At 70.5% G+C, this 21,953-nt stretch carries 23 protein-coding genes, 1 tRNA gene and 2 pseudogenes; 12 read left to right on the top strand and 14 right to left on the bottom strand.

The features are described 5' to 3' along the window. Positions 1 to 17 precede the first annotated feature (17 nt). Both ACLQ3K_RS07265 and ACLQ3K_RS07260 read right to left on the bottom strand, forming a co-directional pair. Positions 18 to 596 (bottom strand): hypothetical protein, encoded by a 579-nt coding sequence (locus ACLQ3K_RS07265; protein ID WP_336670862.1) that lies wholly within the window; start codon positions 594 to 596, stop codon positions 18 to 20. Between the two features lie 131 nt (positions 597 to 727). After that, positions 728 to 931 (bottom strand): cold-shock protein, encoded by a 204-nt coding sequence (locus tag ACLQ3K_RS07260; protein ID WP_068523077.1) that lies wholly within the window; start codon positions 929 to 931, stop codon positions 728 to 730. Positions 932 to 1,340: 409 nt separating this feature from the next. On the opposite strand from ACLQ3K_RS07260, the gene ACLQ3K_RS07255 reads away from it, so the two are divergent. Then, positions 1,341 to 3,614 carry a DEAD/DEAH box helicase gene (locus tag ACLQ3K_RS07255; protein ID WP_425998959.1) on the top strand — a complete coding sequence of 758 codons (2,274 nt, stop codon included), beginning with the start codon at positions 1,341 to 1,343 and terminating at the stop codon, positions 3,612 to 3,614. Between the two features lies 1 nt (position 3,615). On the opposite strand, the gene ACLQ3K_RS07250 is transcribed toward ACLQ3K_RS07255, so the two are convergent. Continuing rightward, positions 3,616 to 3,945 (bottom strand): TfoX/Sxy family protein, encoded by a 330-nt coding sequence (locus ACLQ3K_RS07250; protein WP_425998175.1) that lies wholly within the window; start codon positions 3,943 to 3,945, stop codon positions 3,616 to 3,618. A 125-nt stretch (positions 3,946 to 4,070) separates the two neighbouring features. Here ACLQ3K_RS07250 and ACLQ3K_RS07245 point away from each other — a divergent pair, with 125 nt between their 5' ends. Continuing rightward, complete coding sequence (locus ACLQ3K_RS07245) at positions 4,071 to 7,607, top strand: ATP-binding cassette domain-containing protein (RefSeq protein ID WP_425998173.1); 3,537 nt, start codon at positions 4,071 to 4,073, stop codon at positions 7,605 to 7,607. Positions 7,608 to 7,613: 6 nt separating this feature from the next. Here the strand turns inward: ACLQ3K_RS07245 and ACLQ3K_RS07240 are convergent, their stop codons facing one another. From ACLQ3K_RS07240 to ACLQ3K_RS07215, 6 genes and pseudogenes are all read right to left on the bottom strand, one after another. After that, entirely contained in the window at positions 7,614 to 7,934 is a 321-nt protein-coding gene (locus ACLQ3K_RS07240) for an Rv3654c family TadE-like protein (protein WP_425998171.1), read from the bottom strand. 56 nt (positions 7,935 to 7,990) lie between these two features. Beyond that, positions 7,991 to 8,287 (bottom strand): annotated as a pseudogene (locus tag ACLQ3K_RS07235) (TadE family type IV pilus minor pilin); the annotation flags it as partial. 35 nt (positions 8,288 to 8,322) lie between these two features. Continuing rightward, complete coding sequence (locus ACLQ3K_RS07230; RefSeq protein WP_224648440.1) at positions 8,323 to 8,517, bottom strand: DUF4244 domain-containing protein; 195 nt, start codon at positions 8,515 to 8,517, stop codon at positions 8,323 to 8,325. Positions 8,518 to 8,540: 23 nt separating this feature from the next. Beyond that, complete coding sequence (locus ACLQ3K_RS07225; RefSeq protein ID WP_425998169.1) at positions 8,541 to 9,143, bottom strand: type II secretion system F family protein; 603 nt, start codon at positions 9,141 to 9,143, stop codon at positions 8,541 to 8,543. Further along, positions 9,140 to 9,940, bottom strand: coding sequence for a type II secretion system F family protein (locus tag ACLQ3K_RS07220; RefSeq protein ID WP_425998167.1), 801 nt, complete (start codon positions 9,938 to 9,940; stop codon positions 9,140 to 9,142). The genes ACLQ3K_RS07225 and ACLQ3K_RS07220 overlap by 4 nt, the downstream gene beginning before the upstream one ends. Continuing rightward, positions 9,937 to 10,122: a hypothetical protein gene (locus ACLQ3K_RS07215; RefSeq protein WP_425998165.1), complete on the bottom strand. Its 186-nt coding sequence runs from the start codon at positions 10,120 to 10,122 to the stop codon at positions 9,937 to 9,939. The genes ACLQ3K_RS07220 and ACLQ3K_RS07215 overlap by 4 nt, the downstream gene beginning before the upstream one ends. Before the next feature lie 166 nt (positions 10,123 to 10,288). Between ACLQ3K_RS07215 and ACLQ3K_RS07210 the strand changes: the two genes are divergently transcribed. The 5 genes from ACLQ3K_RS07210 to ACLQ3K_RS07190 all read left to right on the top strand — a co-directional run bounded on the left by ACLQ3K_RS07210 (position 10,289) and on the right by ACLQ3K_RS07190 (position 16,554). Next, on the top strand, positions 10,289 to 11,077 hold the full coding sequence (locus tag ACLQ3K_RS07210; protein WP_168546439.1) for a hypothetical protein: 789 nt from the start codon (positions 10,289 to 10,291) through the stop codon (positions 11,075 to 11,077). Between the two features lie 61 nt (positions 11,078 to 11,138). After that, complete coding sequence (locus tag ACLQ3K_RS07205; RefSeq protein ID WP_168546438.1) at positions 11,139 to 12,401, top strand: helix-turn-helix domain-containing protein; 1,263 nt, start codon at positions 11,139 to 11,141, stop codon at positions 12,399 to 12,401. A gap of 34 nt (positions 12,402 to 12,435) precedes the next feature. Beyond that, positions 12,436 to 13,677, top strand: coding sequence for a tyrosine-type recombinase/integrase (locus ACLQ3K_RS07200; protein WP_425998162.1), 1,242 nt, complete (start codon positions 12,436 to 12,438; stop codon positions 13,675 to 13,677). After that, the gene (locus ACLQ3K_RS07195) at positions 13,670 to 16,138 is read left to right on the top strand and encodes a tyrosine-type recombinase/integrase (protein ID WP_246207826.1); all 2,469 of its coding nucleotides are present in this window, start codon (positions 13,670 to 13,672) and stop codon (positions 16,136 to 16,138) included. The genes ACLQ3K_RS07200 and ACLQ3K_RS07195 overlap by 8 nt, the downstream gene beginning before the upstream one ends. Beyond that, positions 16,135 to 16,554 carry a DUF6262 family protein gene (locus ACLQ3K_RS07190; RefSeq protein WP_168546436.1) on the top strand — a complete coding sequence of 140 codons (420 nt, stop codon included), beginning with the start codon at positions 16,135 to 16,137 and terminating at the stop codon, positions 16,552 to 16,554. Before ACLQ3K_RS07195 ends, ACLQ3K_RS07190 begins: the two co-directional genes overlap by 4 nt. Before the next feature lie 32 nt (positions 16,555 to 16,586). Here ACLQ3K_RS07190 and ACLQ3K_RS07185 read toward each other — a convergent pair whose 3' ends face one another. Next, positions 16,587 to 17,009, bottom strand: a complete 423-nt coding sequence (locus tag ACLQ3K_RS07185; protein WP_168546435.1) for a hypothetical protein — start codon at positions 17,007 to 17,009, stop codon at positions 16,587 to 16,589. Positions 17,010 to 17,086: 77 nt separating this feature from the next. Here ACLQ3K_RS07185 and ACLQ3K_RS07180 point away from each other — a divergent pair, with 77 nt between their 5' ends. Beyond that, on the top strand, positions 17,087 to 17,428 hold the full coding sequence (locus ACLQ3K_RS07180) for a hypothetical protein (RefSeq protein ID WP_168546434.1): 342 nt from the start codon (positions 17,087 to 17,089) through the stop codon (positions 17,426 to 17,428). 24 nt (positions 17,429 to 17,452) lie between these two features. On the opposite strand, the gene ACLQ3K_RS07175 is transcribed toward ACLQ3K_RS07180, so the two are convergent. After that, positions 17,453 to 17,839: a hypothetical protein gene (locus ACLQ3K_RS07175; RefSeq protein ID WP_168546433.1), complete on the bottom strand. Its 387-nt coding sequence runs from the start codon at positions 17,837 to 17,839 to the stop codon at positions 17,453 to 17,455. Positions 17,840 to 18,036: 197 nt separating this feature from the next. Between ACLQ3K_RS07175 and ACLQ3K_RS07170 the strand changes: the two genes are divergently transcribed. Continuing rightward, positions 18,037 to 19,284 carry an APC family permease gene (locus ACLQ3K_RS07170; protein WP_168546432.1) on the top strand — a complete coding sequence of 416 codons (1,248 nt, stop codon included), beginning with the start codon at positions 18,037 to 18,039 and terminating at the stop codon, positions 19,282 to 19,284. 30 nt (positions 19,285 to 19,314) lie between these two features. Then, positions 19,315 to 19,647 (top strand): PadR family transcriptional regulator, encoded by a 333-nt coding sequence (locus tag ACLQ3K_RS07165; protein ID WP_168546431.1) that lies wholly within the window; start codon positions 19,315 to 19,317, stop codon positions 19,645 to 19,647. Between the two features lie 42 nt (positions 19,648 to 19,689). Here the strand turns inward: ACLQ3K_RS07165 and ACLQ3K_RS07160 are convergent, their stop codons facing one another. Beyond that, positions 19,690 to 19,824: a hypothetical protein gene (locus ACLQ3K_RS07160; RefSeq protein WP_425998157.1), complete on the bottom strand. Its 135-nt coding sequence runs from the start codon at positions 19,822 to 19,824 to the stop codon at positions 19,690 to 19,692. A 72-nt stretch (positions 19,825 to 19,896) separates the two neighbouring features. On the opposite strand from ACLQ3K_RS07160, the gene ACLQ3K_RS07155 reads away from it, so the two are divergent. Continuing rightward, a tRNA-Ala gene (locus ACLQ3K_RS07155) sits at positions 19,897 to 19,954 on the top strand. Between the two features lie 148 nt (positions 19,955 to 20,102). Here ACLQ3K_RS07155 and ACLQ3K_RS07150 read toward each other — a convergent pair. After that, positions 20,103 to 20,225, bottom strand: a pseudogene (locus ACLQ3K_RS07150) (IS21-like element helper ATPase IstB); the annotation flags it as partial. A 308-nt stretch (positions 20,226 to 20,533) separates the two neighbouring features. On the opposite strand from ACLQ3K_RS07150, the gene ACLQ3K_RS07145 reads away from it, so the two are divergent. Beyond that, a complete protein-coding gene (locus ACLQ3K_RS07145) occupies positions 20,534 to 21,019 on the top strand; it encodes a DUF2231 domain-containing protein (RefSeq protein ID WP_168547852.1) in 486 nt (161 codons plus the stop codon). Between the two features lie 46 nt (positions 21,020 to 21,065). Here ACLQ3K_RS07145 and ACLQ3K_RS07140 read toward each other — a convergent pair whose 3' ends face one another. Then, on the bottom strand, positions 21,066 to 21,809 hold the full coding sequence (locus ACLQ3K_RS07140) for a VIT1/CCC1 transporter family protein (protein WP_295141368.1): 744 nt from the start codon (positions 21,807 to 21,809) through the stop codon (positions 21,066 to 21,068). Positions 21,810 to 21,953: the final 144 nt, after the last annotated feature.

Raw genomic sequence — 21,953 nt, 5'->3', positions numbered from 1 at the left:
ACGGGTCCGATCCGGCGTCAGGGCTGCGGCCAGTGGGCGGCCGCGTCGGCGTGCGCGGGCGGGTCGCCGATGCTCTCCCGCAGTCGCAGGAGCCGACGGTGCCCGGACACCCGCAGCGCCGGTTTCGTCCCCCTCGTGCCCACCAGGGTGGGCGCGACGCCCGCCCGCATGAGGGCCGTCGCCAGCACGGGCGCGCTCTCCGGCGCGTGCTGGTCGAGCGCGAGGAGGTAGTGCACGCCGTCCACGTCGCCGCCCGCGAGCGCCCAGGCCCGCAGCGCGCGCGGGCCGGGGACCCAGGTCGACGGTGCCGTCTTGGCCGCGCCGCGCGTCCAGGCGACGGCCATCGGCTGCAGTTCCGGCGCCGCGAGGGTCCGGACCAGCGGATTCCCCTCCTCGGAGGTGTCGAGCTGCGGCCGCAGGCCGGCCTCCTCGATCATCACGGCGATCGCCTCGGCGCGCCACGGATCGGCGACGACCACCGAGACCCGCGCGCTCCCACCCACCTGCACGATCTGCCCCGTCGAGGCGAGCAGGCCGGCGAGGTCGCGGGGCGACGGCTCGGTCTGCTCGGCGGAGAAGAGTGACAGTTGGGACACGTGATGAGCCTAGAGGGCCGTGGTGCGGCGGCGCCGTCGACACGGCGAACGGGCCGGGAAATGCACAGCACCCCTCCACCCGAAGGCGGAGGGGTGCTGCGAGAAACTCTTATCGCGTGGTGCGAGGTTTCTTAGAGAGCGCGGACGCCGGTGGCCTGCGGGCCCTTGGTGCCCTGGCCGACCTCGAACTCCACGAGCTGGTTCTCCTCGAGGGTACGGAAGCCGTTGCCCTGGATCTCCGAGTAGTGGACGAACACGTCATCCGAGCCGTCGGCCGGTGCGATGAAGCCGAAGCCCTTCTCCGCGTTGAACCACTTCACAGTTCCCTGTGCCATTGAGATGTTTCCTAACTTGTCTACCTACCGGTGTAGGAACCGTTCCCCCTGTGGGGCGCGACTCCTGGCCGGTTCCGGCCGCCATACTTTCTGGAGCCGTTTGCGGAGACCGCACACAAAAACCTTCAGTACCACGCCCGCAACATCGATCCCCCGATGGTCCCTTCGGACCCCCGGCGGGAGCTGCGACCGCGTACAGTCAATCACGATTTCCCATCGAGCAACAGCGGGCGGCGCGATTTCGCCTTCCGTTCACCCGCCGTCCCACCGGACGACGGTCCGTTCTCGGCACGGTTAGACTGGACGATCGGCGCGTCCGCGGCCCGTGCGGCCCGGCGGACGCCGGGTCGATGCGGGGGCTATCACGGTGGAGCACAACACCTTCGGCAGGGAGCTGCTGGACCGGGTCATGGCCGGTTCGGGGTCCGGCGCCGAGAGCCTGACCCACGTGGCGGACATCCCGTCACGCCGAGCGGAATTCGCCCCCTGGCCGACCTGGGTCCCGCCGCGGGTGCGGGAGGGGCTCGTCGACGAGGGTGTCCGGGAGCCGTGGCGCCACCAGGCGGCGGCCGCTGAGCACGCGCACGCGGGCCGGCACGTCGTGATCTCGACGGGGACCGCCTCGGGCAAGTCCCTCGCCTACCAGCTACCGGTGCTCGCGGCCCTCGCGGAGGACCCCCGCGCGACGGTGCTCTACCTGTCGCCGACGAAGGCGCTCGGCACCGATCAGCACCGGGCCGCGGTGCGCCTGACCACCGACTACGGCCCGAACGACGCCTCGCCCGCCATGTACGACGGCGACACCTCGCAGGAGATGCGCCGCTGGGCGCGCTCCGACAGCCGGTGGGTGTTCACCAACCCGGACATGCTGCACGTGGGATTGCTTCCGCGGCACGCGAAGTGGGCCCGCTTCCTCCGCGGCCTGCGGTACGTGGTGGTCGACGAGTGCCATCACTACCGCGGCGTCTTCGGCTCGCACACCGCCCTGGTGCTGCGGCGCCTGCTGCGGGTGGCGGCGAAGTACGGCAGCACCCCCACCGTCATCTGCGCGTCCGCGACCACCTCTGATCCCGCGGGCGCCGCGTCGCGGCTCATCGGCGCGGACTGCGTTGCCGTCACCGAGGATTCGTCCCCGCACGGGCCGCGGACCGTCGCCCTGTGGGAGCCGCCGCTGTTGCCCGACCTGGAGGGCGAGAACGGGGCGCCCGTGCGGCGCCCCGCCACCACGGAGGCGGCGCGGATGCTGTCCGACCTGGTCGTCGAGGGGGCGCGCACGCTCGCCTTCGTCCGGTCCCGACGGTCCGCCGAGACCGTCGCGCTCTCTGCCCGGCGGATGCTCGCCGAGGCGACGCCCGAGCTGGCGGAGCGGATCGCCGCCTACCGGGCGGGCTACCTCGCGGACGACCGACGCCGGCTCGAGCAGGGCCTCAACGACGGGGCGCTGCTCGGCGTGGCCACGACGAACGCGTTGGAGCTGGGCGTGGACATCGCCGGCCTGGACGCGGTGCTCATGGCCGGGTTCCCCGGCACCGTCGCCTCGTTCTGGCAGCAGGCCGGGCGCAGCGGGCGGCGCGGGCAGGGCTCGCTGATCCTGCTGATCGCCCGCGACGATCCGCTGGACACCTACCTGGTGCACCATCCCGAGTCGCTGCTCGGGCGGCCGGTGGAGGCGACGATCACCGACCCGTGGAATCCGTACGTGCTCGGGCCGCAGCTGCTGTGCGCGGCGAGCGAGATCCCGCTGAGCCGTGCGGAGGTCGGCACGCTCGGCGCCGTCGACGTCGTGGGCCGGTTGGTGGCCGACGGGCTGCTGCGCGAGCGGCCCGCGGGCTACTTCCTCGCGGCGGGGATCGATCCGCATGCGGGCGTGAACATCCGGGGCGGCGCGGGCAGCGAGATCCTCATCGTCGAGGAGGCGACCGGGCGGCTGCTCGGGACCATCGACTTCACGCGCGCGCTCTCGACGGTGCACCAGGGAGCGGTGCACGTGCACCAGGGCGAGTCGTACGTGGTGGACGAGCTGGACCTCGACGACGGGCTGGCGCTCGTGCGCGCGGAGGAGCCGGAGTGGACCACGTCGGCGCGCGAGGACCTCGACGTGCACGTCACCGCGGTGCACGAGACCGAGGTGCTGGGCGACGTGACCGCGCGGTTCGTCTCCGTCGAGGTGACCAGCCGCGTGGTCGGCTACCTGCGGACGCTGCGCAGCGGCGAGGTGATGGACGCCGTCGAGCTGGACCTGCCGGAGACCACGCTGGCCACCCGCGCCGCCCTGATCACGCTGACCCCGGAGGTGCTCGAATCGGCGGGCCTGGTCCCGGAACGCTGGCCGGGGGCGCTGCACGCCGCCGAGCACGCGGCGATCGGCCTGCTGCCGCTCGTCGCGTCGTGCGACCGCTGGGACATCGGCGGGCTCTCGACGGCGCTGCACGACGACACCGGCCTGCCGTCGATCTTCGTCTACGACGGCTACCCCGGTGGGGCCGGCTTCGCCGAACGCGGCTACGAGTCCCTGGCGACCTGGCTCGTGGCGACGCGGGACGCCGTCGCGGCCTGCGAGTGCCCGTCGGGCTGCCCCTCGTGCGTGCAGTCCCCCAAGTGCGGCAACGGGAACGACCCGCTCGACAAGGAGGGCGCCGTCCTCGTGCTCGACCTGGTGCTCGCCGCGGTGGCCGCTGGCTGAGTCATTTGGCCGGCAGGGACCGCGCGTAGTCGACGGTGCGCCGCACCCAGTCCGCGAGCTCGGTGTCCGAGGCCGTCGCCTCCGTATCGAGGTCGAGCCAGCCGCGCATCTCGCGCCCCCGCATGACGGTGCGCGTGACGTGCGGCCCGAGCAGTTCGTCCGCAACGTCCGGGGCCAGGTGCACCATGGCCTCGCCCTTGCTGTTCGCGGCGATCGCCATGTGCCCGTCGACGAGGAACGCCAGCCCGCCGAACATGCGCTTCTCCACCACACCGGGCTGCCCGCCGAACGCGTCCCGGATCCTGTCCGCCAGCCCCTCGTCGTACGCCATCGCCCCAGTGTGCGCCGGTCGTCGGCGGCGCGCAGCACGTCTCCGACGATCGGGAACTACGGTGACCCGGCCGGCCGGAAAACGACGCGACAACGGTCACCGGCGCGCTCTACCGTGGACCTACGATGTCCAGTTCGACCCTTTCCGCCGCGCCGACCTCGACGCCGCCGATCCCGCCGATCAGCCCCGAACGCCAGGTGACCTGGCGGCGGCTTCGCAGCCCCGTGGCGGTCGGCGCGATCGTCGCCGTCTGGGTGGCCGCGCTCGGCTCCGCCGCGGGCACGGTGTTCGCCGGGCGGCTGGCGGAGAACCCTGCGGGCCACCTGATCGTCGCGCTGGCGGTGTGCCTGCTGGGGGCGGCGGTGATCGAATCGGTCGGCAAGATCGCCTGGGTCGGAGTGGTCGACCGCGCCGAGGGCGCACTGCGCGACGACGTCCTGCAGTCGGCGATGCGTCAGCCCCTGTCGGTGCTCACCGAGCAGGCGGTGGGCGAGATCCTCGACCGGGTCGACGACGACACCCACGAGATCGGCAACCTGGCGCGCTGGCAGTTGTGGTCACTGTTCCGCACGGTCGCGTCGTGCCTGCCGATCTGGATCATCGCCGGCGTCTCGTGGTGGCCGGCGTTCCTCCTGCTCCCGATCCTCGCGGCCCTCACCTGGTTCGCCATCCGGCGACTGCTCGGCGAGATCGCACGCCGCAAGGTGATCGAGGAAATCGCGTGGACGGACCAGGCGGCCGCCCTGGAGGAGGGCATCGCCGGCCGCGACGACCTGCGCACCAGCCTGGGCCAGTCGCATTCGATCGCCCGGCTGGCACGGCTCTCGGCCGTCATCCACGCCCGGTTCTACGACGTCGTCCGCGTCGAAACGCGGCTGGCGCGCCGCGCCGGACTGTTGCTGCATGGCCTGCTCGCCGGGATCGCGGTCGCCGGAATCGCGCTGGCGGTCGACGGCTCGATGTCGGTCGCCCGGCTGGTCACCCTGTTCCTGGTGACCTCGATGTTCGTCGGTCAGGTCGCCCAGCTGGCCGAGCAGCTGCCCGATCTGCAGGCAGGGATGGGTGCGGTCATCCGGATCCGGCAGTTGCTCGCCTCCACGCCGGAGCCCGAGGGCGGCGCGGACATCCCCACCCCCGACGGCGATCCGGGCGTGACCATCGAGATCCGCGACCTCGACTTCAGTTACGCCGAAGGCACATTCGCGCTGAGCGGGATCGACCTCACGATCCCCGCGGGGCGGACCGTCGCCCTGGTCGGGCGGACCGGGTCCGGCAAGTCGACGCTGGCGGCGCTCCTGTCGCGCGCCGTCGATCCCCCGGCGGGAACCGTCTTCCTCAACGGGATGGACATCGATCGGATCGACCTGCACCGACTGCGGTCCCGGGTCGGCGTCGTCACCCAGCGGACCGAGATCCTGATCGGGTCGCTGGCCGACAACATCGCCCTGTTCGACCCGTCGATCACCCACGAGCAGATCGACGCCACCATCCGCCGGCTCGGCCTGCAGACCTGGGTCGACGGCCTGCCCGACGGGGTGGACAGTCCGCTCGGGCCGGGCGGAACGACGCTGTCGGCGGGTGAGGAGCAGTTGGTCGCGTTGTGTCGGCTCATGGTCCGCGACGTCGATGTGGTGATCCTGGACGAGGCCACCGCGCGGATGGACCCGCTCACCGAGCAGCTCGTGATCGCCGCGTCGGACCGGTTGCTGGTGGGCCGCACCGGAATCCTGATCGCGCACCGGCTCACCACCATCGAGCGGGCGCCGCTCGTGGCCGTGCTCGACCGGGGTCGGATCGTGCAACAGGGATCTCGGGCGGCGCTGGCCGAGGTGCCCGGGCCGTTCGCCGCACTGCTCGCCGCCAGCAGGACCGACGCCCCGGCCGAGGGAGCGTCCTCCGCGGCTCCGGCGGCGCCGCCGGAGGCCACCGTCGGGGGGCGCCGGCGGATGGGACCGCCGCCCCCGCTCCGGGAGGTCGGCAACGGCCCGTCGTTGACCCGGGGGATCGTCCACGTGCTGCTGGTCCGGCCGCTCTGGGGTGTCGTCGGCGCGGTCCTGTTCCTCGTGGCGGCGCTGACCGGCGCGCAGGGCGCGGTGACCGGACTTCTCTGGGGCCAGACCGTGGAGGCGATCAGCCGGGGCGAACGGCCGACGTGGCTGACGTTGGGGGTGGTGCTGTCGATGATCGTCGCACCGCTGGCGATCTCCGAAGCCTTCCGGCTCTACCCGCGGTGGTGGATCGAGGTCATGCTGCGGGTCCGGATGGCGGTCCTGCACGGCCAGACCCAACCGCATCGCCTCCCCCGCACCCCGCCGGGGGAGGTCGTCGCCCGGACCATGGACGCGGACCGCTACGCGCGGTACGCCGATCGCTGGGTGGACTTCGTCAACGGCATCCTGATCGCCGCGGCGACCTCGGTCCTCGGCGGGACCTGGGCGGCGGGCGGCATCCTGCTCGTCGTTCTGCTCGCCTCCGCCGTCGCCTCCAGCATCGGCCGCCCGATCGCCGGCCGGTCCGCGGCGGCGGCGTCCAGGGCCCGAGCGCGATTCGGCCGCGCCCTGGTGTCCGCACTGGAGTCGGCGCGCACCGTCAAGCTCTCCGCCACCACCCCCGCGGTCCTGGCGCACCTGCGCAGGGTCGACTCCGGCCGCGTCCAGGCCGCCGTGACCGAGCATCGCGTACAGGCCGTCCTGGAGGGCGTGCCGGTCGTCATGGTCAGCGCCGGGGTGGTGGCCGCATGGGCGGCGTACGCGGGTGGGATGTGGGAGCTGGCCACGACGCTGCTGGTCGCCAACGCGGTCAGCGGTTTCGGCTGGTTCGGACGCGTCGCCGGCAGCGTCGTGACCGATGCCCCCGGCACCCGGGCCTGGCAGGCCGAGACGAGCCGCTTCGCCGGCGGCGTGGATCTGATGACCGTGCCGCCGGGCGTCGACCTGGTCGCCGGCGCCGCACCGGAGCCCCCTGAGGTGCCCCGGGTTCCGCTGGCCGAGCTGGAACTGCGCGACGTCGCCGCCGTCCACGACGACGGGACGATCGGCGTCGAGCACGTCGACCTGCGCGTCTCGGCGGGCGAGCTGGTGCTGCTCGTGGGCCAGGTCGGATCCGGCAAGTCGAGCCTGCTGGCGGCCCTGGCCGGCCTGGTGTCGCACCGCGGCGAGATCCTGTGGAACGGCCGGCCGGTGGCCGACGCCGAGGTGTTCCTGCGGCCGGGACAGGTGGCGCACATCGCCCAGGTGCCCCGGGTGCTGTCCGGGACCTTCGCCGACAACGTCCGGCTCGGCCACGAGCGCGCCTTCGACGGCCCCGTCGCCGACGCCCGACTCGGATCGGACGTCGCCGCGGCGGGCGGACGGGACGCGCTGGTCGGACACCGGGGCGTGCGACTCTCCGGCGGCCAGGTCCAGCGGCTCGCGCTCGCGCGGGCGCTGGCCACCGACGCCGAGCTGCTGCTCGCCGACGACGTGTCCAGCGCGCTGGACGCCACGACCGAGATCGAGCTGTGGCAGGCGCTGCGCGAGCGCCGCGCCACCGTGATCGGGGCGACGTCCAAGCGGGCCGCGCTGGCCCAGGCCGACCGGGTGGTAGTGCTGGTCGACGGGCGGATCGCCGCGATCGGGCCGTGGGCCGAGCTGGCGCCGGAGTGGGGCTACCTCGCCGGCTGAGGTCGCTCACTCCGGGCCCGCTCGGGCGACCGCGGCGGCCTCGTCGGATCCGAAGACCGACAGGGACACCGGGACGCTCACGCGCACCGTCACCTCGAAGCCGTCCACGCCGCACGCCCGGAGCGATCCCGCGTTCGCCCGGGCCAGACGGTCCGCCGCCGCGCACGCCTCCTCCGCGTCGATCGCGCTCGCGGCGCCGGCGAGCGCCGCCAGGTCGGCCGCGGCCTGCGCGCGGTGGCGGGCGGATACGGCGGCGCCCACGTCGACCACCATGACCGCCACCACGACGATCGCGGCGACCATCACGGCGGCGAGCACCGTCGCCACGCCGTCCTCCCGCCCGCCACGCGGGGCCCTCGTCGGAGCGGCGCGCGGCCCCGCCGTCACGGTGCCGCCCCCGGTTCCAAGGCGGCGACCGCCGTGGCGGAGACGGTCAGTCCCGGCAACAGCGCCACCGGGGCCCGGACCTGCACCGTCACCGTGTCGTCGCTCCGGCTCACCGTCGACGTCGCGCCCGGCGGGCCGACCGACTCGACCGCGCGGGAAGCGCGGGCGTCGTCGCCCCGGGCGCTGAGCCGGGCCGCTTCGCGCGCGGCGTCCACACACCGCACATGGGCGGTGACGCCCACGACCGCGCCCACGCTCAGCACCAACACGGTGATCAGGCTGGCGACGGCGAACGCCGCCTCGACGGTGACGGCGCCCGCCTCCCCGGCTAGCCGGTCGAGGTGCCCAGCGCCTTGCCGATGATGTCCGTCAGCCCGCTGACGATGTTGTCGCCGGTAACGACTCCGTAGAGCACCGCGCCGAAGGCCGCAGCCGCAATGGTGCCGATCGCGTACTCCACGGTCGACATGCCGTCGTCCTCCAGCATCAGCTCGGTCATCCTGCATCGCAATCGAATCCACATTCCATCCCCCTTCCGTCGGACCGCTACAGCAGCCCCTCCCCGAGCACCTTGCCCGCGAGTCCCATCACCACCGGCACGATGCCCAAGCACACGAACGCCGGCAGGAAGCACAGTCCGAGCGGCCCCGCGACCGCGACGCCGGCCCGCTCGCCCGCCGCGACCGCGCGGTCCTCGGCCTGCGCCCGTTCGGTGCGCGCGAGGTCCGCCAGCCCGGCGGCCGGCGAGGAACCCGCGCGGGCGGACCGTCGGAGCATGCGGGTGAGCCCGGCGACCTGCGGGTCCGCCGACTCCGTCCGCCACGCGGTCTCGGCGTCCGAGCCCAGGGCCAGCAGTTCCGCCGCGCGGGTCAGCACCTCCGCGAGCGCGGGCGGCGCGCCCGCGACGACGGCGCGGGCCGCATCGGCCGTCGGCATACCCGCGCGGAGGCAGACGGCGAACAGGTCGTAGGCCGCGGCGGCCTCGAACGGGTCCTGCACCGCGGCCCGCCGCGGCAGTCGCATCCCGCGCGACCGCGCCGTCTCCCCGGAGACGGTGGCCGCCACCGCCGAGCGCGCCGCCACCGGCAGTACGAGCAGCGCCGCCGCCAGCAACGCCAGCGCGGCGGCGAGCGGTCCGTGCCCGCTCACGACCGCTCCCCCGATCCGGTGCCGGCGGCACCGTCGGCGATGGCGCGGGACCAGAGCAGCCCGGCGCACGTCAGGCACGTCCCGAGCACCAACAGGACGCCGCCCGCGCCGGTGCCGAGCAGCGTGCCGAGCGGGTCGGCGCCGATCAGCTGGCCCATCGCCACGCCGAGTACCGGAAGGGCGGCGAGCACCTGCGCGGTGGCGCGTGCCCCGGCCAGCGCCGAGTGCGCCCGCCGCTCGTACCGCTCGCGCGCCCGCAGGTCCTCCCGGACGGAGGCGAGGAGCTCGCCCATGCCTATCCCGTGCCGCGTGCCCGTCTCCCAGGCCGCGGCGATCCGGGACCACGCCGCGCTCTCGCCGGCGTGCGCCCGGAGGCCCACGGCCACGTCGCCGCCGAGCTCCGCCCTCCCGGCCATCTCCGCGAAGACGGCCCGGACGTGCGGGTCGTCGGCGTCGCGGCCCGCGGTGGTGCAGGCGGCAGCGGGGTGGGCGCCGACGGACAGCTCGGCGACCATCGCCTCCACGCCGGCGAGGATCGCCGAGAGCCGGGACATCCGCTCCCGCGCGGCGCGGTTCCGCGCCCGGAGATCGCGGACGGTGCCCGCGGCGAGCGCCGCCGCCAGCGCCTGACCGGGGCCGATGAGCAGCGCACCGAGCGGCACAGCGACCGCCAGCCACCCCCAGCGCACCGCGACCGGCGACGACGCGGGCGCGTTCTGCGCCCGGAGCCGCGCGGCGGCGGGACCGCCCGGCCAGGCCAGCGCCGCCGCGGCGAGCAGGACGATCGCGGCGGTCACGGGATACCCCGCTCGGCGAGCAGAACCTGCACGCGCTCCGCCTCCGCCGTGAAACCGCCCTCGCGGTCCCACGCGGGCAGCACCCGGACGTAGCCGTCGTCGCCCCGGTCGACGACGCCGATGCTGCGCAGCCCACGCCGGCCCGAGGGCCAGCGGTGCACCGCGAACACCACCTGTCCCACTTATCCGTAATTGCGATGCATGACACGATAATTCATTCATATCAGAGCTGGTTTCTATCGTCCTAGACATGTAACATTAGATGCATGTCAGTGGTCGGATCTACCGTGAACAACGGCAGTGAGCGAGCCTCTTGCAAGTGGAGGGTTTCCGTGCAATTATTTCGCTATGGCACTCCATGCGGAGCTTCAGAAGACGCTCGAGAAATTCGTCGAGCAGCATCGCCCCGCGTTGGCGACGGTGCGTCTCGACCTGCCGGCGGCGATCACCGAGGTCGGGAAGATGTGGTCGGCGCGACACGCGGATCCAGCCGAGGTGTCCGGCGAGACGTTCTGCGCGGATGTGCGGCACATGATGCGCGACATCTGGAAAAAGGAACGCAACGGCAAGCCGGGGATCAATCTGCAGTGCAACCGGGGGCAGGGCGGCGGCACCGTATTCATGAACCTGGGCACAGAGTTTCGGCTGCGGAAATTCCTGTCCAGGCATGTGCAGGCGGCGGTCGACCGGGACGTCGTACTCCCGCCGGAGGTGGAGAAAGCACTCGCGAGTGGCAGTCTGCAGCCGAAACAGATGAACCTGTTCACGAACTGGGGCCTGGTCGATTCGTCCGCCGAGGACAGCGACGACGAGGCCGAGCCTGTTCACGACGGCATTTACGCGTTGTGGTCAACGAAGGACAACACCACGTTGGAGTCGCTTCACCTGGCCGTGGTGCGCGGCTTGAAGAACCCTGCCAGTGCGGAGATCTTGGCGCTGGTGGAGTTCCCGCCGGCGACGGAGTCGCCGTTCTACGGGCAGGAAAGGCCGAAGCCGGTCGGCGGCGCTCCGGCGGACGACTTCGCGCACTACGAAACGCCCGTCAAGAGCACGGGCAACTTCGGGAGCTTCGAGACGCCGGTCACTGGCCCGGGCAGCGACGACGAGCCGCCGGACCCCACGCCTACGCCTGCGTAGCCGTCACAGCAGGGGGAAACTGGTATGCAGCGGGGACCTGCAGCGTTGAATCGGATGAGCAATGAAGGCGACGGTGAACGTTTACGGACGCCGGGTGCGTCAAGCCCGGATCATGCGGAAGATGACCGCGAAGTCACTGGCAGCTGAGCTGGGATGGCCGTCGGCGGCTCGGTTGACCCGTCTGGAGAAGTCGATCACGGGCGAGATCAGTACGGCGGAGCTGGAGGCGTTGACGACGATTCTGCGGTTCCCGCCCCGGTTCTTCACTACTGAGCCTCCGATGCGAATTCATGCGTCGGACTTGCTGTTCCGTGCGCCGCAGTCGACAACGAAGACTGAGCAGGAGTATCTGGCGGACTTCGCGTCGATGGTCGGGGAGTTTCTCGACGAGCTGCACTCGCGGTGGCAGTTGCCGGCGGTGAAGATCCCGATGGTCGATCCGTCGGCGCCTGTCGCGGAAGCGGCGGCGCGGGTGCGTGAAGCGCTCGGTGTGGCCTGGGATGAGCCGATCGACTACCTCACCCACAACATCGAGCACGCGGGTGTGCCGATCGTGATGCGGCGGATGCTCGCCGCCGCCACACTGCGCGACGGTGACGGTGGAGCCGCGTCGGAGAAGCACCTGGGGTACTCGACGCGAGTTGGTGAGTTCAAGGCACGCCCGCTGATCGTGGTGCGGCAGTCGACGTCGTGGGAGCGGACACGGTGGACGCTCGCACATGAGCTGGGCCACCTGAGCTTGCATTGGAGCGGTGACGTCACCGAGGACAAGGAGGAGCAGGCCTCACGGTTCGCGTCCGAGTTGCTTGCGCCTCTCGCGCAGATCCGCAAGGAGGTCTCACCGACACCGTCGTTGATGTCGCTGGTGCCGGTCAAGCAGAAGTGGGGCATCTCGATCGGCGCACTGCTGCGGCACCTGCACACCGGTGGCATGCTCGACGACGACCGGTTCCGCAGCTTGCAGAAGCAGCTCTACCAGCGGGTGAACCCCGACACCGGTCGGACTTGGGGCCGGACTGAACCGGGCTGGGATGACCGCGCCGTGGAACGGCCCCGGTTGCTGAGCAAATGGGTCGAGCTCGGCTTTGCTGTGCCGTCCGCTCAGCTTCTGTCGACCTACGACCTGATCTTCCCCGGCGACATTCTCGGGGACTTCCTGGTCGGGCAACGCCCTGCGCCGTCGACCAGCGCATCGCCTGCGGCACCGGCCGTACCGGCCGTCGAAACGACCACCGGTTCGCGGGGCGGCGATCGCGGCGCCGGGGACGGTACCGCCGATGTGATCGACTTCCGCCGGTTCCAGCAGCGTTCCCGGCGAGCCTGACCCCAGGCGAGCCAGGGCGAGGAGGTGCGGGGCGGTGGCGAAGGTACAGCGGGTGCGGTACTCAGACCGACCCGGCACGTACGTCGTGGTCGATGACCTCGATCGGCCGATCAAGCCGGCCCGCGAGTACCTGCGGTTCCTCACGGCGAGCGCAGCGTCACCAAACACGGTCCGCGCGTACGCGGCCGGATTGGCGTTGTGGTGGACGGTGCTCGATCACAGCGGGCACCGCTGGGACGAGTTCCCCACCACCTTGTTCGGGCAGTTCCTGACATTCCTGCGGACCGGGGATCTGCCGGGAACTCGGCAGATCGGCCCGGAGGTCGTCGGCGGCTCATCGACCGCGACGGTGCAGCTACGGGCGACCGCGGTGCTCAGCTTCTACCGGTTCCAGGCCGACGCGCACCACCTACTGGGCCCGTACGAGAAGCTGTTCACCTCGCACGGGCAGTGGCGGCGCCGCTCCCGCTACATCGGGTTCCTCGACGGCGTCGGCCCGCACCAGAGCGCCGATCACCCGATCTACCGGGTCCGGCAACCCAACCGGGCCGCCACCCCGGTGCTGCTGCCCCGGGAGGTCGCCGCGATCCTCAACGCCTGCGCCACGCACGACGGCACCAGCTGGTCCGGCGGTGGCACTGGGCTGCGGAACCGGCTACTGTTCGCGGTCCTGGCTGAGACCGGCATGCGCCTGGGTGAGGCGTTGTCGTTGCGGCATCACGACTTCCACATCGGCGGCGGCGGTACCCCCTGGGTCGAAGTCGCCGGCCGCCAGGACCACCCCCACGAGGTGCGCTGCAAGACCGGGCCGCGGCGGATCTACGTCGGCGACGACCTGGCCGCGCTCTACTCGGAGTACGTGTGGGCGCTGATCGACGACGGCGCCGACCTCGACGTGCCTGATTTCACCACGCATTTCGTGTTCGTCAACCTCACACACGGGACACGGTTCGCGCCGATGCGCCCGGAGACGGTCTACTCGGCAGTCCGGTCGGTCACCCGCCGCTGCAACAGCCATGCCACCGATGGTGGCCATGGAGGCCCGGCGCAGCAGGTGCTGCAGCCGGGATGGACACCGCACTGGTTACGGCACACCCACGCCACCGCGTTACTGCTCTCCGGTGTCGCGCCTCATGTCGTGATGCGCCGTCTCGGCCACGCGGACGTGCAGACCACCCTGTCGACGTACGGATGGGTCACCGAGGACGCCGAAATGCGCTCGATCGCGCAATGGCGCAGCTACGTCGCCGGATGGAAAGGGCTGCACAATGACTGAACCCGGGCGGGCCCCGCGACTGTCCGCCGCCGCGGCCACCGCATTCACCTGGCAGGCGCAAGCAGCCCTCGTCCCGGCAGCATGGCGCGAGCCGATCTACCAGATCGACTCACCAGAGCACCGGGAGGTGTTCCGGCAGAACTCGCGGTACCTCGGCAGGCGGCTGGACTTCACCCCGGCGGACTGCCCGCCGAGGTTCGGCCGCGAGGTCGCATGGTTCGTGTGGCTGTGTGCCACCGACCAGATCGGCAAGATCGAACCGGCCTACCTGCGCTGGTGCTGCGAGGCGATCTCCCTGGCCTGCCAGAGCCACACCCGTGAGCACGGGCACGCCCCGGAGTCGATCACCGACATGAGCTCCTCGATGCTGCTGCGTCACGCCCTGCTCGCATATCAGACCCGCAACAAGCGGCTGCCGCCGCTGAACACGCGCCGCAGCATCACGCACCTGATCGAGCACCTGCACCTGTACCTGTCGGTGCGGTGCACCGACCGCAGCTGGTGGGAGCACGACATCTGGGACCTGCGGGTCGATCCGCGGATCCCCCAACGTGAGCACGAACCCAGCCACGACATGGCCGCACGCCTGGGCGGCATCGAACCGGTATGGCTGCGCGAAGGGGTGCGGTTCTGGTTGCGGGTGTCCATCACCGCCGAGCTACTGCGCTGGTCCTCGGCGGTGGAACGCTCGAGGATGGCGGCCAGGCACCTGGGGCGGTTCCTCACCGCGACCGGGCACCTGACCGATCCGGTCCTCGCCGACGATCCCGCCCAGTTGCGGATGGTCTTCACCGACTTCGCGGCGTGGCTGCGGAGCCCAGAAGCGTCAGCCCGCCCGGACCGGCGGCTGACCGGCACGGCGATCGAGGCGACCGTGTCGCAGACGCAGGTGTTCTACACCTTCATGGTCGACCACGCCGACGAGGCGGCCGCCGCCACCGGTATCGCCCGCTGGGGCGCGGTCGGGCCCGCACACACCCGGCTGTGGGGGTCGGCGTTCCGCCGCCGCGCCGCGCCGCGGAACCGGGAACTGACCTGGTACAGCACCGGGGAGCTGCAGCAGATGCTGTGCTACCTCGATGTCCTTGCCGCCGATCGCGGCCGGCACGTGACCATCACCCATCCCGACGGGGCGGTCTCGCTCATCGCCGGCCTGGGCGATCCGCAGGCGGCCCGAATCTGGCTGTTGCAAGCCCTCACCGGACGGCGGGCCTCGGAGATCCTCATGCTCGACCTCGACCCGATCGAGCCGATCCCAGGGTTCGAGCGACCTGCCGCCGGCGCCGCGCCCGGTGCCGGTACGGACAGTGGACACCCGAACGGGACAGGCGGCGGGTCCAGCAACGGGTTCGCCGACGGGGTTACCGACCGGGTCAGTGACAGGGTTACCGATGGGGTCGGCGGCGAGGTAAGTGACGGGGTCACCGAGAGGGCTGGCGGTGACGATGACGCGGTGTTCGTGGCGAAGTTGCGGTACCAGCAGACCAAGGTCGACGGCGTCATCCCGACGATCCTGATCGAGCAGGCCGTGGTCAACGTGATCGCCGAGCAGCGGGCCTGGCTCGCCGCTGAGCACCCGGACTGGTCGCCGCGGTACCTGTTCGTGCCGCTGCGCGATCACCACCAGGGCCGCCGGCACCGCCCCTACAACAGCTACCGGACGGCCCTGAGCAAGCTCGACCGGATTCACGGCATCACCGACGGCGCCGGGCGGCCCCTACGGTTCACCCAGACCCATCGACTGCGGCACACCCGCGCCACCGAGCTGCTCAACGACGGCGTGCCACTGCACGTGGTGCAGCGCTACCTCGGGCACAAGAGCCCGGAAATGACACTCCGGTACGCTGCCACGCTGGCCGCGACGTCGGAGGCGGAGTTCCTCAAACACAAGAAGATCGGCGCCAGCGGCATCGATATCGCACTCAGCCCCAGCGACATCTACGACATGACGCAGCTGTCCAAGCGCACCGACCGGATCCTGCCCAACGGTGTGTGCTTGCTGCCGCCAGTGAAGACCTGCGACAAGGGCAACGCCTGCCTGACCTGTGGGCACTTCGCCACCGACCTCTCGCACCTCGATGAGCTGCGCTCGCAGCACGCCGCCACCACGGCCCTGCTGCAGGTCCGCCGCGAGCAGTTCCACGCTCGGACCGGCCGGACGCTGACCGATGACAACATCTGGGTGCACCAGCGGCTGCGAGAGCTGCATTCCCTCGAGCAGATCATCACCCGCCTGACCGCACCGGAGGATGACGCATCGCCGGTCTCGTCCCCGGCGAGCACCGCGACGGTGACCGGCGCCGGCGCCCGCGACCGGCTACCGATCCTGCAGATCCAGACCCGCGGAACCCACGAATCGGCGCTGCGCGCCGCTTCCCCCGGGATCGACACCGATCGCGGCACCGTCAACGACGCTTGCGAGGACGGCGACGATGCCGTAGGTCAGGCGGGCAGCCTGTGACGGCCAACGAAGCCTCGCTCACCGCGCTCGCCGCCAGTGCCGCATTCCGATCTGAGGAGTCCAAGCGCAGCATCGAGAAGGCGCTCAAGCAGATGCGCCGCGACGGTGAGGCCATCAGCGTCGCGGCCGTCGCCCGGCGGGCCGGACTGGCCCGCGCCACCGTCTACCGGCATAAGAAGTTGCTCGAGAAGATCCACCGGCAACGCCGGAGCGCCGCGCCGGATCGTCCCGCTGACGGCTCAGCCGCGGCCGTGCCGCAGCCAGCGGCCGACCCCGATGCCGGGGTGATCGCAGGAATGCACCTGCGACTGCGTCACAAGGACGCCAAGATCGCCGAGCTGACCCGGCAAATCAAGCACCTCGAGGGCACCATCGCCCGGCTGCACGGTGAGATCGACGACCTCTCACCGGACTGACCGCCACCCTCCGGCACTGCCGGCCCGATCAGCTACTGCAACCAACGGGCGCAGTCCTCGGCTGCCCGGGCCAGCACCGTCTGCAGGCGATCAGCTCTCCGGGCCCGGTCGGTGAGAAAGGCGATCGCCGTCTCGCCATCGAGGTCTCGGGACGGCGCGCACATCCAGCACGCCGCGGTCCACGGATCAGCCGCACCGCGCAATGCACGCCAGACAGCGAGCAACTGCTCGTCAACCCGCCGGTCGGGGCGGAACTGCCAGGCCGGGAATACCGGCGTGCCGGCGGCGAGCGGCACCGCGATCACGTGGTCGGCGGCGACCATCGCGCTCAGTTCAGCGTCTGTGACCGTGAGGTAGCTGGTGACCCCGTCCGCGTCGTAGAAGGGCCCAACGAGCTGGTCGAGCAGAGAGCCTGCGCCGTCAGAGTCGTCGGTGTCGGTGGCGGCCTCGTTCACGCGGTCGATGATCCTTGGCGCGGCGTGGGCTTGTCCACCCCCGATCCCGGCCCCTGGGGGGGTAAATACTGACGGATATGGCCAGAAGCGACGAGGCTGCGCAGTTCGTCTCCGGCAATGACCGGTTGACCCAGATCCTGTCCGATCCGCAGCTACGGACACGTGTGGATGCGATCGTCGACGAGATGAGCCTGATCGACCGCCGCTACCGCGCGGCCGTACAGGCCCTCGACAGCGCCGTGGCCGCGACGGAACCTCTGATCGGGCCCCATGGCGGCACGTCGGCCGCCGTAGTGCTCGAGGCACTCCAGCGGCGCCTCCTGGCCGCCGGTGTGCGTGAGGTTGGCATCACGCTCACGCTCGCCGATCACGAGGTGACGGTGCCGATGCAGCGGGTCATCGGCGGCGCCGAACACTGAACCGCCGCAAAGGGGCGGTGCTCGTTAGTCGGTCGCAGCGGCGTCGGGGACGAAACCGCTCGCCGCTGCATCGGCTGCGCACAGTGTCCTGGCCCAGCTCCCGCGGTGCGAAGGCGCACCCTGCGCGCCGCACTCCTCACAGGTCCGCTCCGATCGCCGCTCGGCCGCCCGGATCAGATCGTTGAAGCCGGGCCGGGACTTGTCGGGCTCGAACTCGACGTAGTAGCGCAGGCCGCCGAACTTCTCCTTGACCTGCACCAGCTGGTAGTCGGGGTCGATGGCGCTGAGCTCGTGGTCGAGGTCGATGATCAGCTGGTACCAGCCGCTTCGGATGTCGAGCGAGGGGTACGCGCCCGGAAGAAAACGAGCGCGGATCCGCTCCAGTGCAGCCTCGGTCAGGTCCTCTGTCATGGTCTGAGCCTGCCAGCCCCGGCACACCGGCGGTCCACACCCCCGACCGCAACCCGGCCTGGCTGGATCCGGCCGAAACTGCCGCCGAGCGTGAACGCTGCATGAACACCGCATCGGCGTACCACCACCGACCTGGTATCGGATTTCGATATCGACTACCGTTCTCGAGGTTGGTAGGTCACGACTGAGGAGGATCGGTGTCCGAACAGGCTGCGCTGCAACGAAGACTCGGCGTCGGTGACGCGGTGGTCATCGGTTTGGGGTCGATGATCGGCGCGGGGATCTTCGCCGCGTTGGCGCCGGCGGCGTCCGCGGCTGGTTCAGCGTTGCTGATCGGCCTCGCTGTCGCCGCGGTGGTCGCGTACTGCAACGCGGTCTCGTCAGCGCGGTTGGCCGCGCGGTACCCGCAGTCCGGCGGTACGTACGTGTACGGGCGTGAGCGCTTGGGCGCATTCTGGGGGTATCTGGCCGGGTGGAGCTTCGTGGTCGGCAAGACCGCCTCGTGTGCGGCGATGGCCTTGACGGTCGGCGCGTACGCGTGGCCGGAGCACGCGCGTGCCGTCGCTGTCGGCGCGGTGGTGGCGTTAACGGCGGTCAACTATCGCGGGGTGCAGAAGTCGGCGTTGCTGACCCGGGTGATCGTGGCGGTGGTGCTGGCCGTGCTCGCCGCGGTGGTGGTGTCGGCGAGCGGGTCCGGATCGCTGCATGCCGAGCGGCTGGCGATCTCCTCGCCGGTGTCGGTGTACGGGGTATTGCAGGCCGCGGGCCTGTTGTTCTTCGCGTTCGCTGGGTACGCGCGGATCGCGACCCTCGGTGAGGAGGTGCGTGATCCGCAGCGCACGATCCCGCGGGCGATTCCGATCGCGTTGGCGATCACGCTCGTGGTGTACGCGGTGGTGGCGACGACGGCACTGGCGGTCCTGGGCCCGGAGCAGATGGCCGCCTCAGCGGCGCCGCTGACCGACGTCGCTCGCGTGGCCGGCGTCCCGGGGATCGTCGCGCTGGTCAGTGTCGGTGGCGCGATCGCTGCCTTGGGGTCGTTGCTGTCACTGATCCTGGGCGTGTCCCGCACCACCTTGGCGATGGCGCGCGATCGGCACCTCCCGGAAGCGCTGGCAGCCGTGCACCCGAAGTTCGGGGTGCCGCATCACGCCGAGATCGCCGTCGGCGTGGTCGTCGCCGTTCTCGCCACCACCGTGGACGTGCGTGGCGCGATCGGCTTCTCCTCGTTCGGGGTACTGGCCTACTACTGCATCGCCAACGCCTCGGCCTGGATGCTCAGCAATTCTGAAGGCCGCCCCCGTCGGCTGATCCCGATCGTCGGCGCAACCGGTTGTGTCGTGCTGGCGTTCACGCTGCCACTGCCTTCGGTGTTGACCGGCGCCGCAGTCATCGCCCTCGGCGCCCTCGTCTACGGCGCACGCCGGCAGATGCAGGCCCGGTGAACGGTCCCGGTTTCGGTATCGTCGACCGATATGGACCTGGTACGTGACCTACTCCGCGGAGTCGTTCCCGTCCACGTCCTGCACCATGCCGCCGAAAACGGTGGGGTCTACGGCGCGTGGATGACCGACGAACTCGCCCACCACGGATACCGCATCTCACCGGGCACCCTCTACCCACTGCTGCAACGGCTCGAGGACGCCGGGCTACTGACCTCGCAGGAGCAGACCGTCGATGGCCGCGTCCGCCGCGTCTACACTGCCACGACCGCAGGGATCGACGAACTGGGCAACCTCCGCCGGGTCATCGGTGAACTCTCCGGCGAGCTCCTCGATCCCAGTCCTCGCGAGGACAACTCCTGCTGACCGGGCGCAGTCGTGGTCACCGGCCAGCTCGCAGCGGCGTGCCTATCGGCTGGCCAGCTCGGCGATCAGGGCGCTGACGCGGGCGGCGATGTCGACGCGGACCAGATGCATCCGGAGATTATCTATAGCTGACGGGTCCGGTGAGGGGTTGGCCAGCAGGGATGTTGTGGTGGGCATGTCCACCACACGGTCGTAGCTTGACGGTAGGACGGAGCCCGTTAGCGGGTGCGCATCCGAATACGGGGGCTCAGCTCAGTTGGTAGAGCATCGCCTTTGCAAGGCGAGGGTCAGGGGTTCGAATCCCCTAGCGTTGCGGGTTACTGACGAACGTCGTCAACAGAGAGCTTCCGGCTACCGGTCGGGTGGCTAGGTTCGTGAGGGTCAGCATCACTTGTTCACGAATTTGAGCGCCATCCGGGGCAGGATCTGCCTTGGAATGTTCATGAATTTGAGCGTCACTCGGCGGGCGTTGCGGCTCCCCCAGCGAGACGGTTCCGGGTGTGGGCGAGGCGGTAAGAGTCGGTGCCGGATTCGATGATGTTCCCGCAGAAGGTCAGCCTGTCGACGATGGCGGCGCAGCATCATCGCACGAAACCAGCAGGTACGCGTCGAACCTCGGCGCCCATTCAGAGGGACTGTCTCGATCGGTGTGATGCTCCGCCGCTGCATTGTTCGCTACAGAGTCATCTGTAGTGCATGACACGATGAATGAGGGCGGGTAGGAGGTGGGCCGTCGCTCGCAACTCGTGGTCCTCGTCAGGGGGCTCCACGCTTCCGAGTCCTCGCCCGTGGTACGGGGTGTTCGCCTCGAGCCTCGTGCACGCGCTCTGGTGAGTTCCGGCTTCGTTGACAGTGGATTGGCAGGATCGGGTGGCATTGTTTCGGTGTGTTCACTGATATCGCCGGGATTCCGGCGCATCCCTTGTTCGTTCACGGTGCTGTGGTGTTGGTGCCGCTTGCAGCTCTGTTACTGGTGGTCTGCGCATGGTCGGCTCGGGCCTGCGACCGCGCGGGCTTGGTTCTCCCGGTCCTTGCGCTTGCTGCGGTGATCGGCTGCTATCTGGCGAAGGAGTCGGGGGAGCGGTTAGAGAAGCGGCTGGCGATGGCTTCGATGCGCGCGCAGATCGAGGATCACTCGACGCAGGGGACAGTCACGTTCTTGTGGTCTATTGCCTTGTTCGTTCTTGCGGTGATGGTGTGGGCCGGTTCTAGTTCGTGGGTTCATCGGAAGGTTCCGGTGATGGCCGCTCTTCGTGGGCGGGTGGGCGCAATCGCGCTCGGTGTTCTGTCTGTTCTTGTTGCCGTCGGTGGGATCGTCGGGGTGGTGATTGCAGGGCATTCGGGCGCGGCGATGGTGTGGTCAGGCATTTGACGATCGGGTTATCGGGCTGCGGCGCGCTGCGGTGGCGGATCTTGGTTTAGGTGAGGCTTGTGGTTCCGAGGAGTCGGCCGATCGCGTAGGTGATGGCCATGGCGGCTGCGCCGCCGACGAGGAGCCTGATGACCGCTGTGCGGCGGTTGGCGCCGCCGAGCGCGGCTGAGGCGTAGCCGGTGACGGCGAGTCCGACTGCGACGGCGAGCACGATCCAGAGCATGCGGTGCCAGGCGATCAGGGAGGCTGCGATGGGGATGAGCGCGCCGAGGCTGAACGCGACCGCTGACGATAACGCCGCTGCCAGGGGATTGGTCAGTTCTTCCTGGTCGATACCCAACTCGATGTCGAGATGAGCACGCAAGGGGTCGGCGGCAGTGAGTTCAGTGGCGACCTGCCGGGCGGTCGCCTCGCTCAGTCCCTTGGCGGTGTAGAGGCCGACGAGTTCGTCGAACTCCTCTTCCGGCTGCTCCAGAAGTTCCCGTTGCTCTTTCGCGATCCACGCCTTCTCGGTGTCACGCTGGGTGCTCACGGATACGTATTCACCGAGGGCCATTGCTGATGCGCCTGCTGACAGTCCGGCGACGCCGGCGACCAGAATGGCTCCGGGGGTGGCGGCGGTTGCGGCGACGCCGATCACCAATCCCGCGGTGGAGAGCAGGCCATCGTTGGCTCCGAGGACTCCGGCTCGGAGCCAATTCAGCTTGCTCCCGACTGCGCCGCTGTGCGGCTCACCGTCGTGTCCTGAGCGTTCTGTCGCGGTGTCGGCGATCCCGTCCCTGTTCGTCACAGCGGCCAGACTAAACGCTGGTCAGCGGCCATTTCAACGAACGTGAGGCTACCCTAGTGCAGGGGGAGGGACTGCTGCACCGATAGGTGACATCTGATCTGGCTTGCCCGAGGGGTGGGCCTGGAAGGATGGCCATCGTGCCTA

Source organism: Tsukamurella sp. DT100 (assembly GCF_049844855.1).
Lineage (GTDB): Bacteria > Actinomycetota > Actinomycetes > Mycobacteriales > Mycobacteriaceae > Tsukamurella.
Note: the sequence above shows the minus strand (reverse complement) of the source record. Positions and strands in the feature narration are given on the sequence as shown.

Excerpts from the sequence above, each read along its gene's own strand:
- ACLQ3K_RS07260 (WP_068523077.1), bottom strand. The coding sequence starts at position 931 with ATGGCACAGGGAACTGTGAAGTGGTTCAACGCGGAGAAGGGCTTCGGC.
- ACLQ3K_RS07255 (WP_425998959.1), top strand. The coding sequence starts at position 1,341 with ATGGCCGGTTCGGGGTCCGGCGCCGAGAGCCTGACCCACGTGGCGGAC.
- ACLQ3K_RS07250 (WP_425998175.1), bottom strand. The coding sequence starts at position 3,945 with ATGGCGTACGACGAGGGGCTGGCGGACAGGATCCGGGACGCGTTCGGC.
- ACLQ3K_RS07245 (WP_425998173.1), top strand. The coding sequence starts at position 4,071 with ATGTCCAGTTCGACCCTTTCCGCCGCGCCGACCTCGACGCCGCCGATC.
- ACLQ3K_RS07230 (WP_224648440.1), bottom strand. The coding sequence starts at position 8,517 with ATGTGGATTCGATTGCGATGCAGGATGACCGAGCTGATGCTGGAGGAC.
- ACLQ3K_RS07210 (WP_168546439.1), top strand. The coding sequence starts at position 10,289 with ATGGCACTCCATGCGGAGCTTCAGAAGACGCTCGAGAAATTCGTCGAG.
- ACLQ3K_RS07205 (WP_168546438.1), top strand. The coding sequence starts at position 11,139 with ATGAAGGCGACGGTGAACGTTTACGGACGCCGGGTGCGTCAAGCCCGG.
- ACLQ3K_RS07195 (WP_246207826.1), top strand. The coding sequence starts at position 13,670 with ATGACTGAACCCGGGCGGGCCCCGCGACTGTCCGCCGCCGCGGCCACC.
- ACLQ3K_RS07180 (WP_168546434.1), top strand. The coding sequence starts at position 17,087 with ATGGCCAGAAGCGACGAGGCTGCGCAGTTCGTCTCCGGCAATGACCGG.
- ACLQ3K_RS07175 (WP_168546433.1), bottom strand. The coding sequence starts at position 17,839 with ATGACAGAGGACCTGACCGAGGCTGCACTGGAGCGGATCCGCGCTCGT.
- ACLQ3K_RS07165 (WP_168546431.1), top strand. The coding sequence starts at position 19,315 with ATGGACCTGGTACGTGACCTACTCCGCGGAGTCGTTCCCGTCCACGTC.
- ACLQ3K_RS07160 (WP_425998157.1), bottom strand. The coding sequence starts at position 19,824 with ATGCCCACCACAACATCCCTGCTGGCCAACCCCTCACCGGACCCGTCA.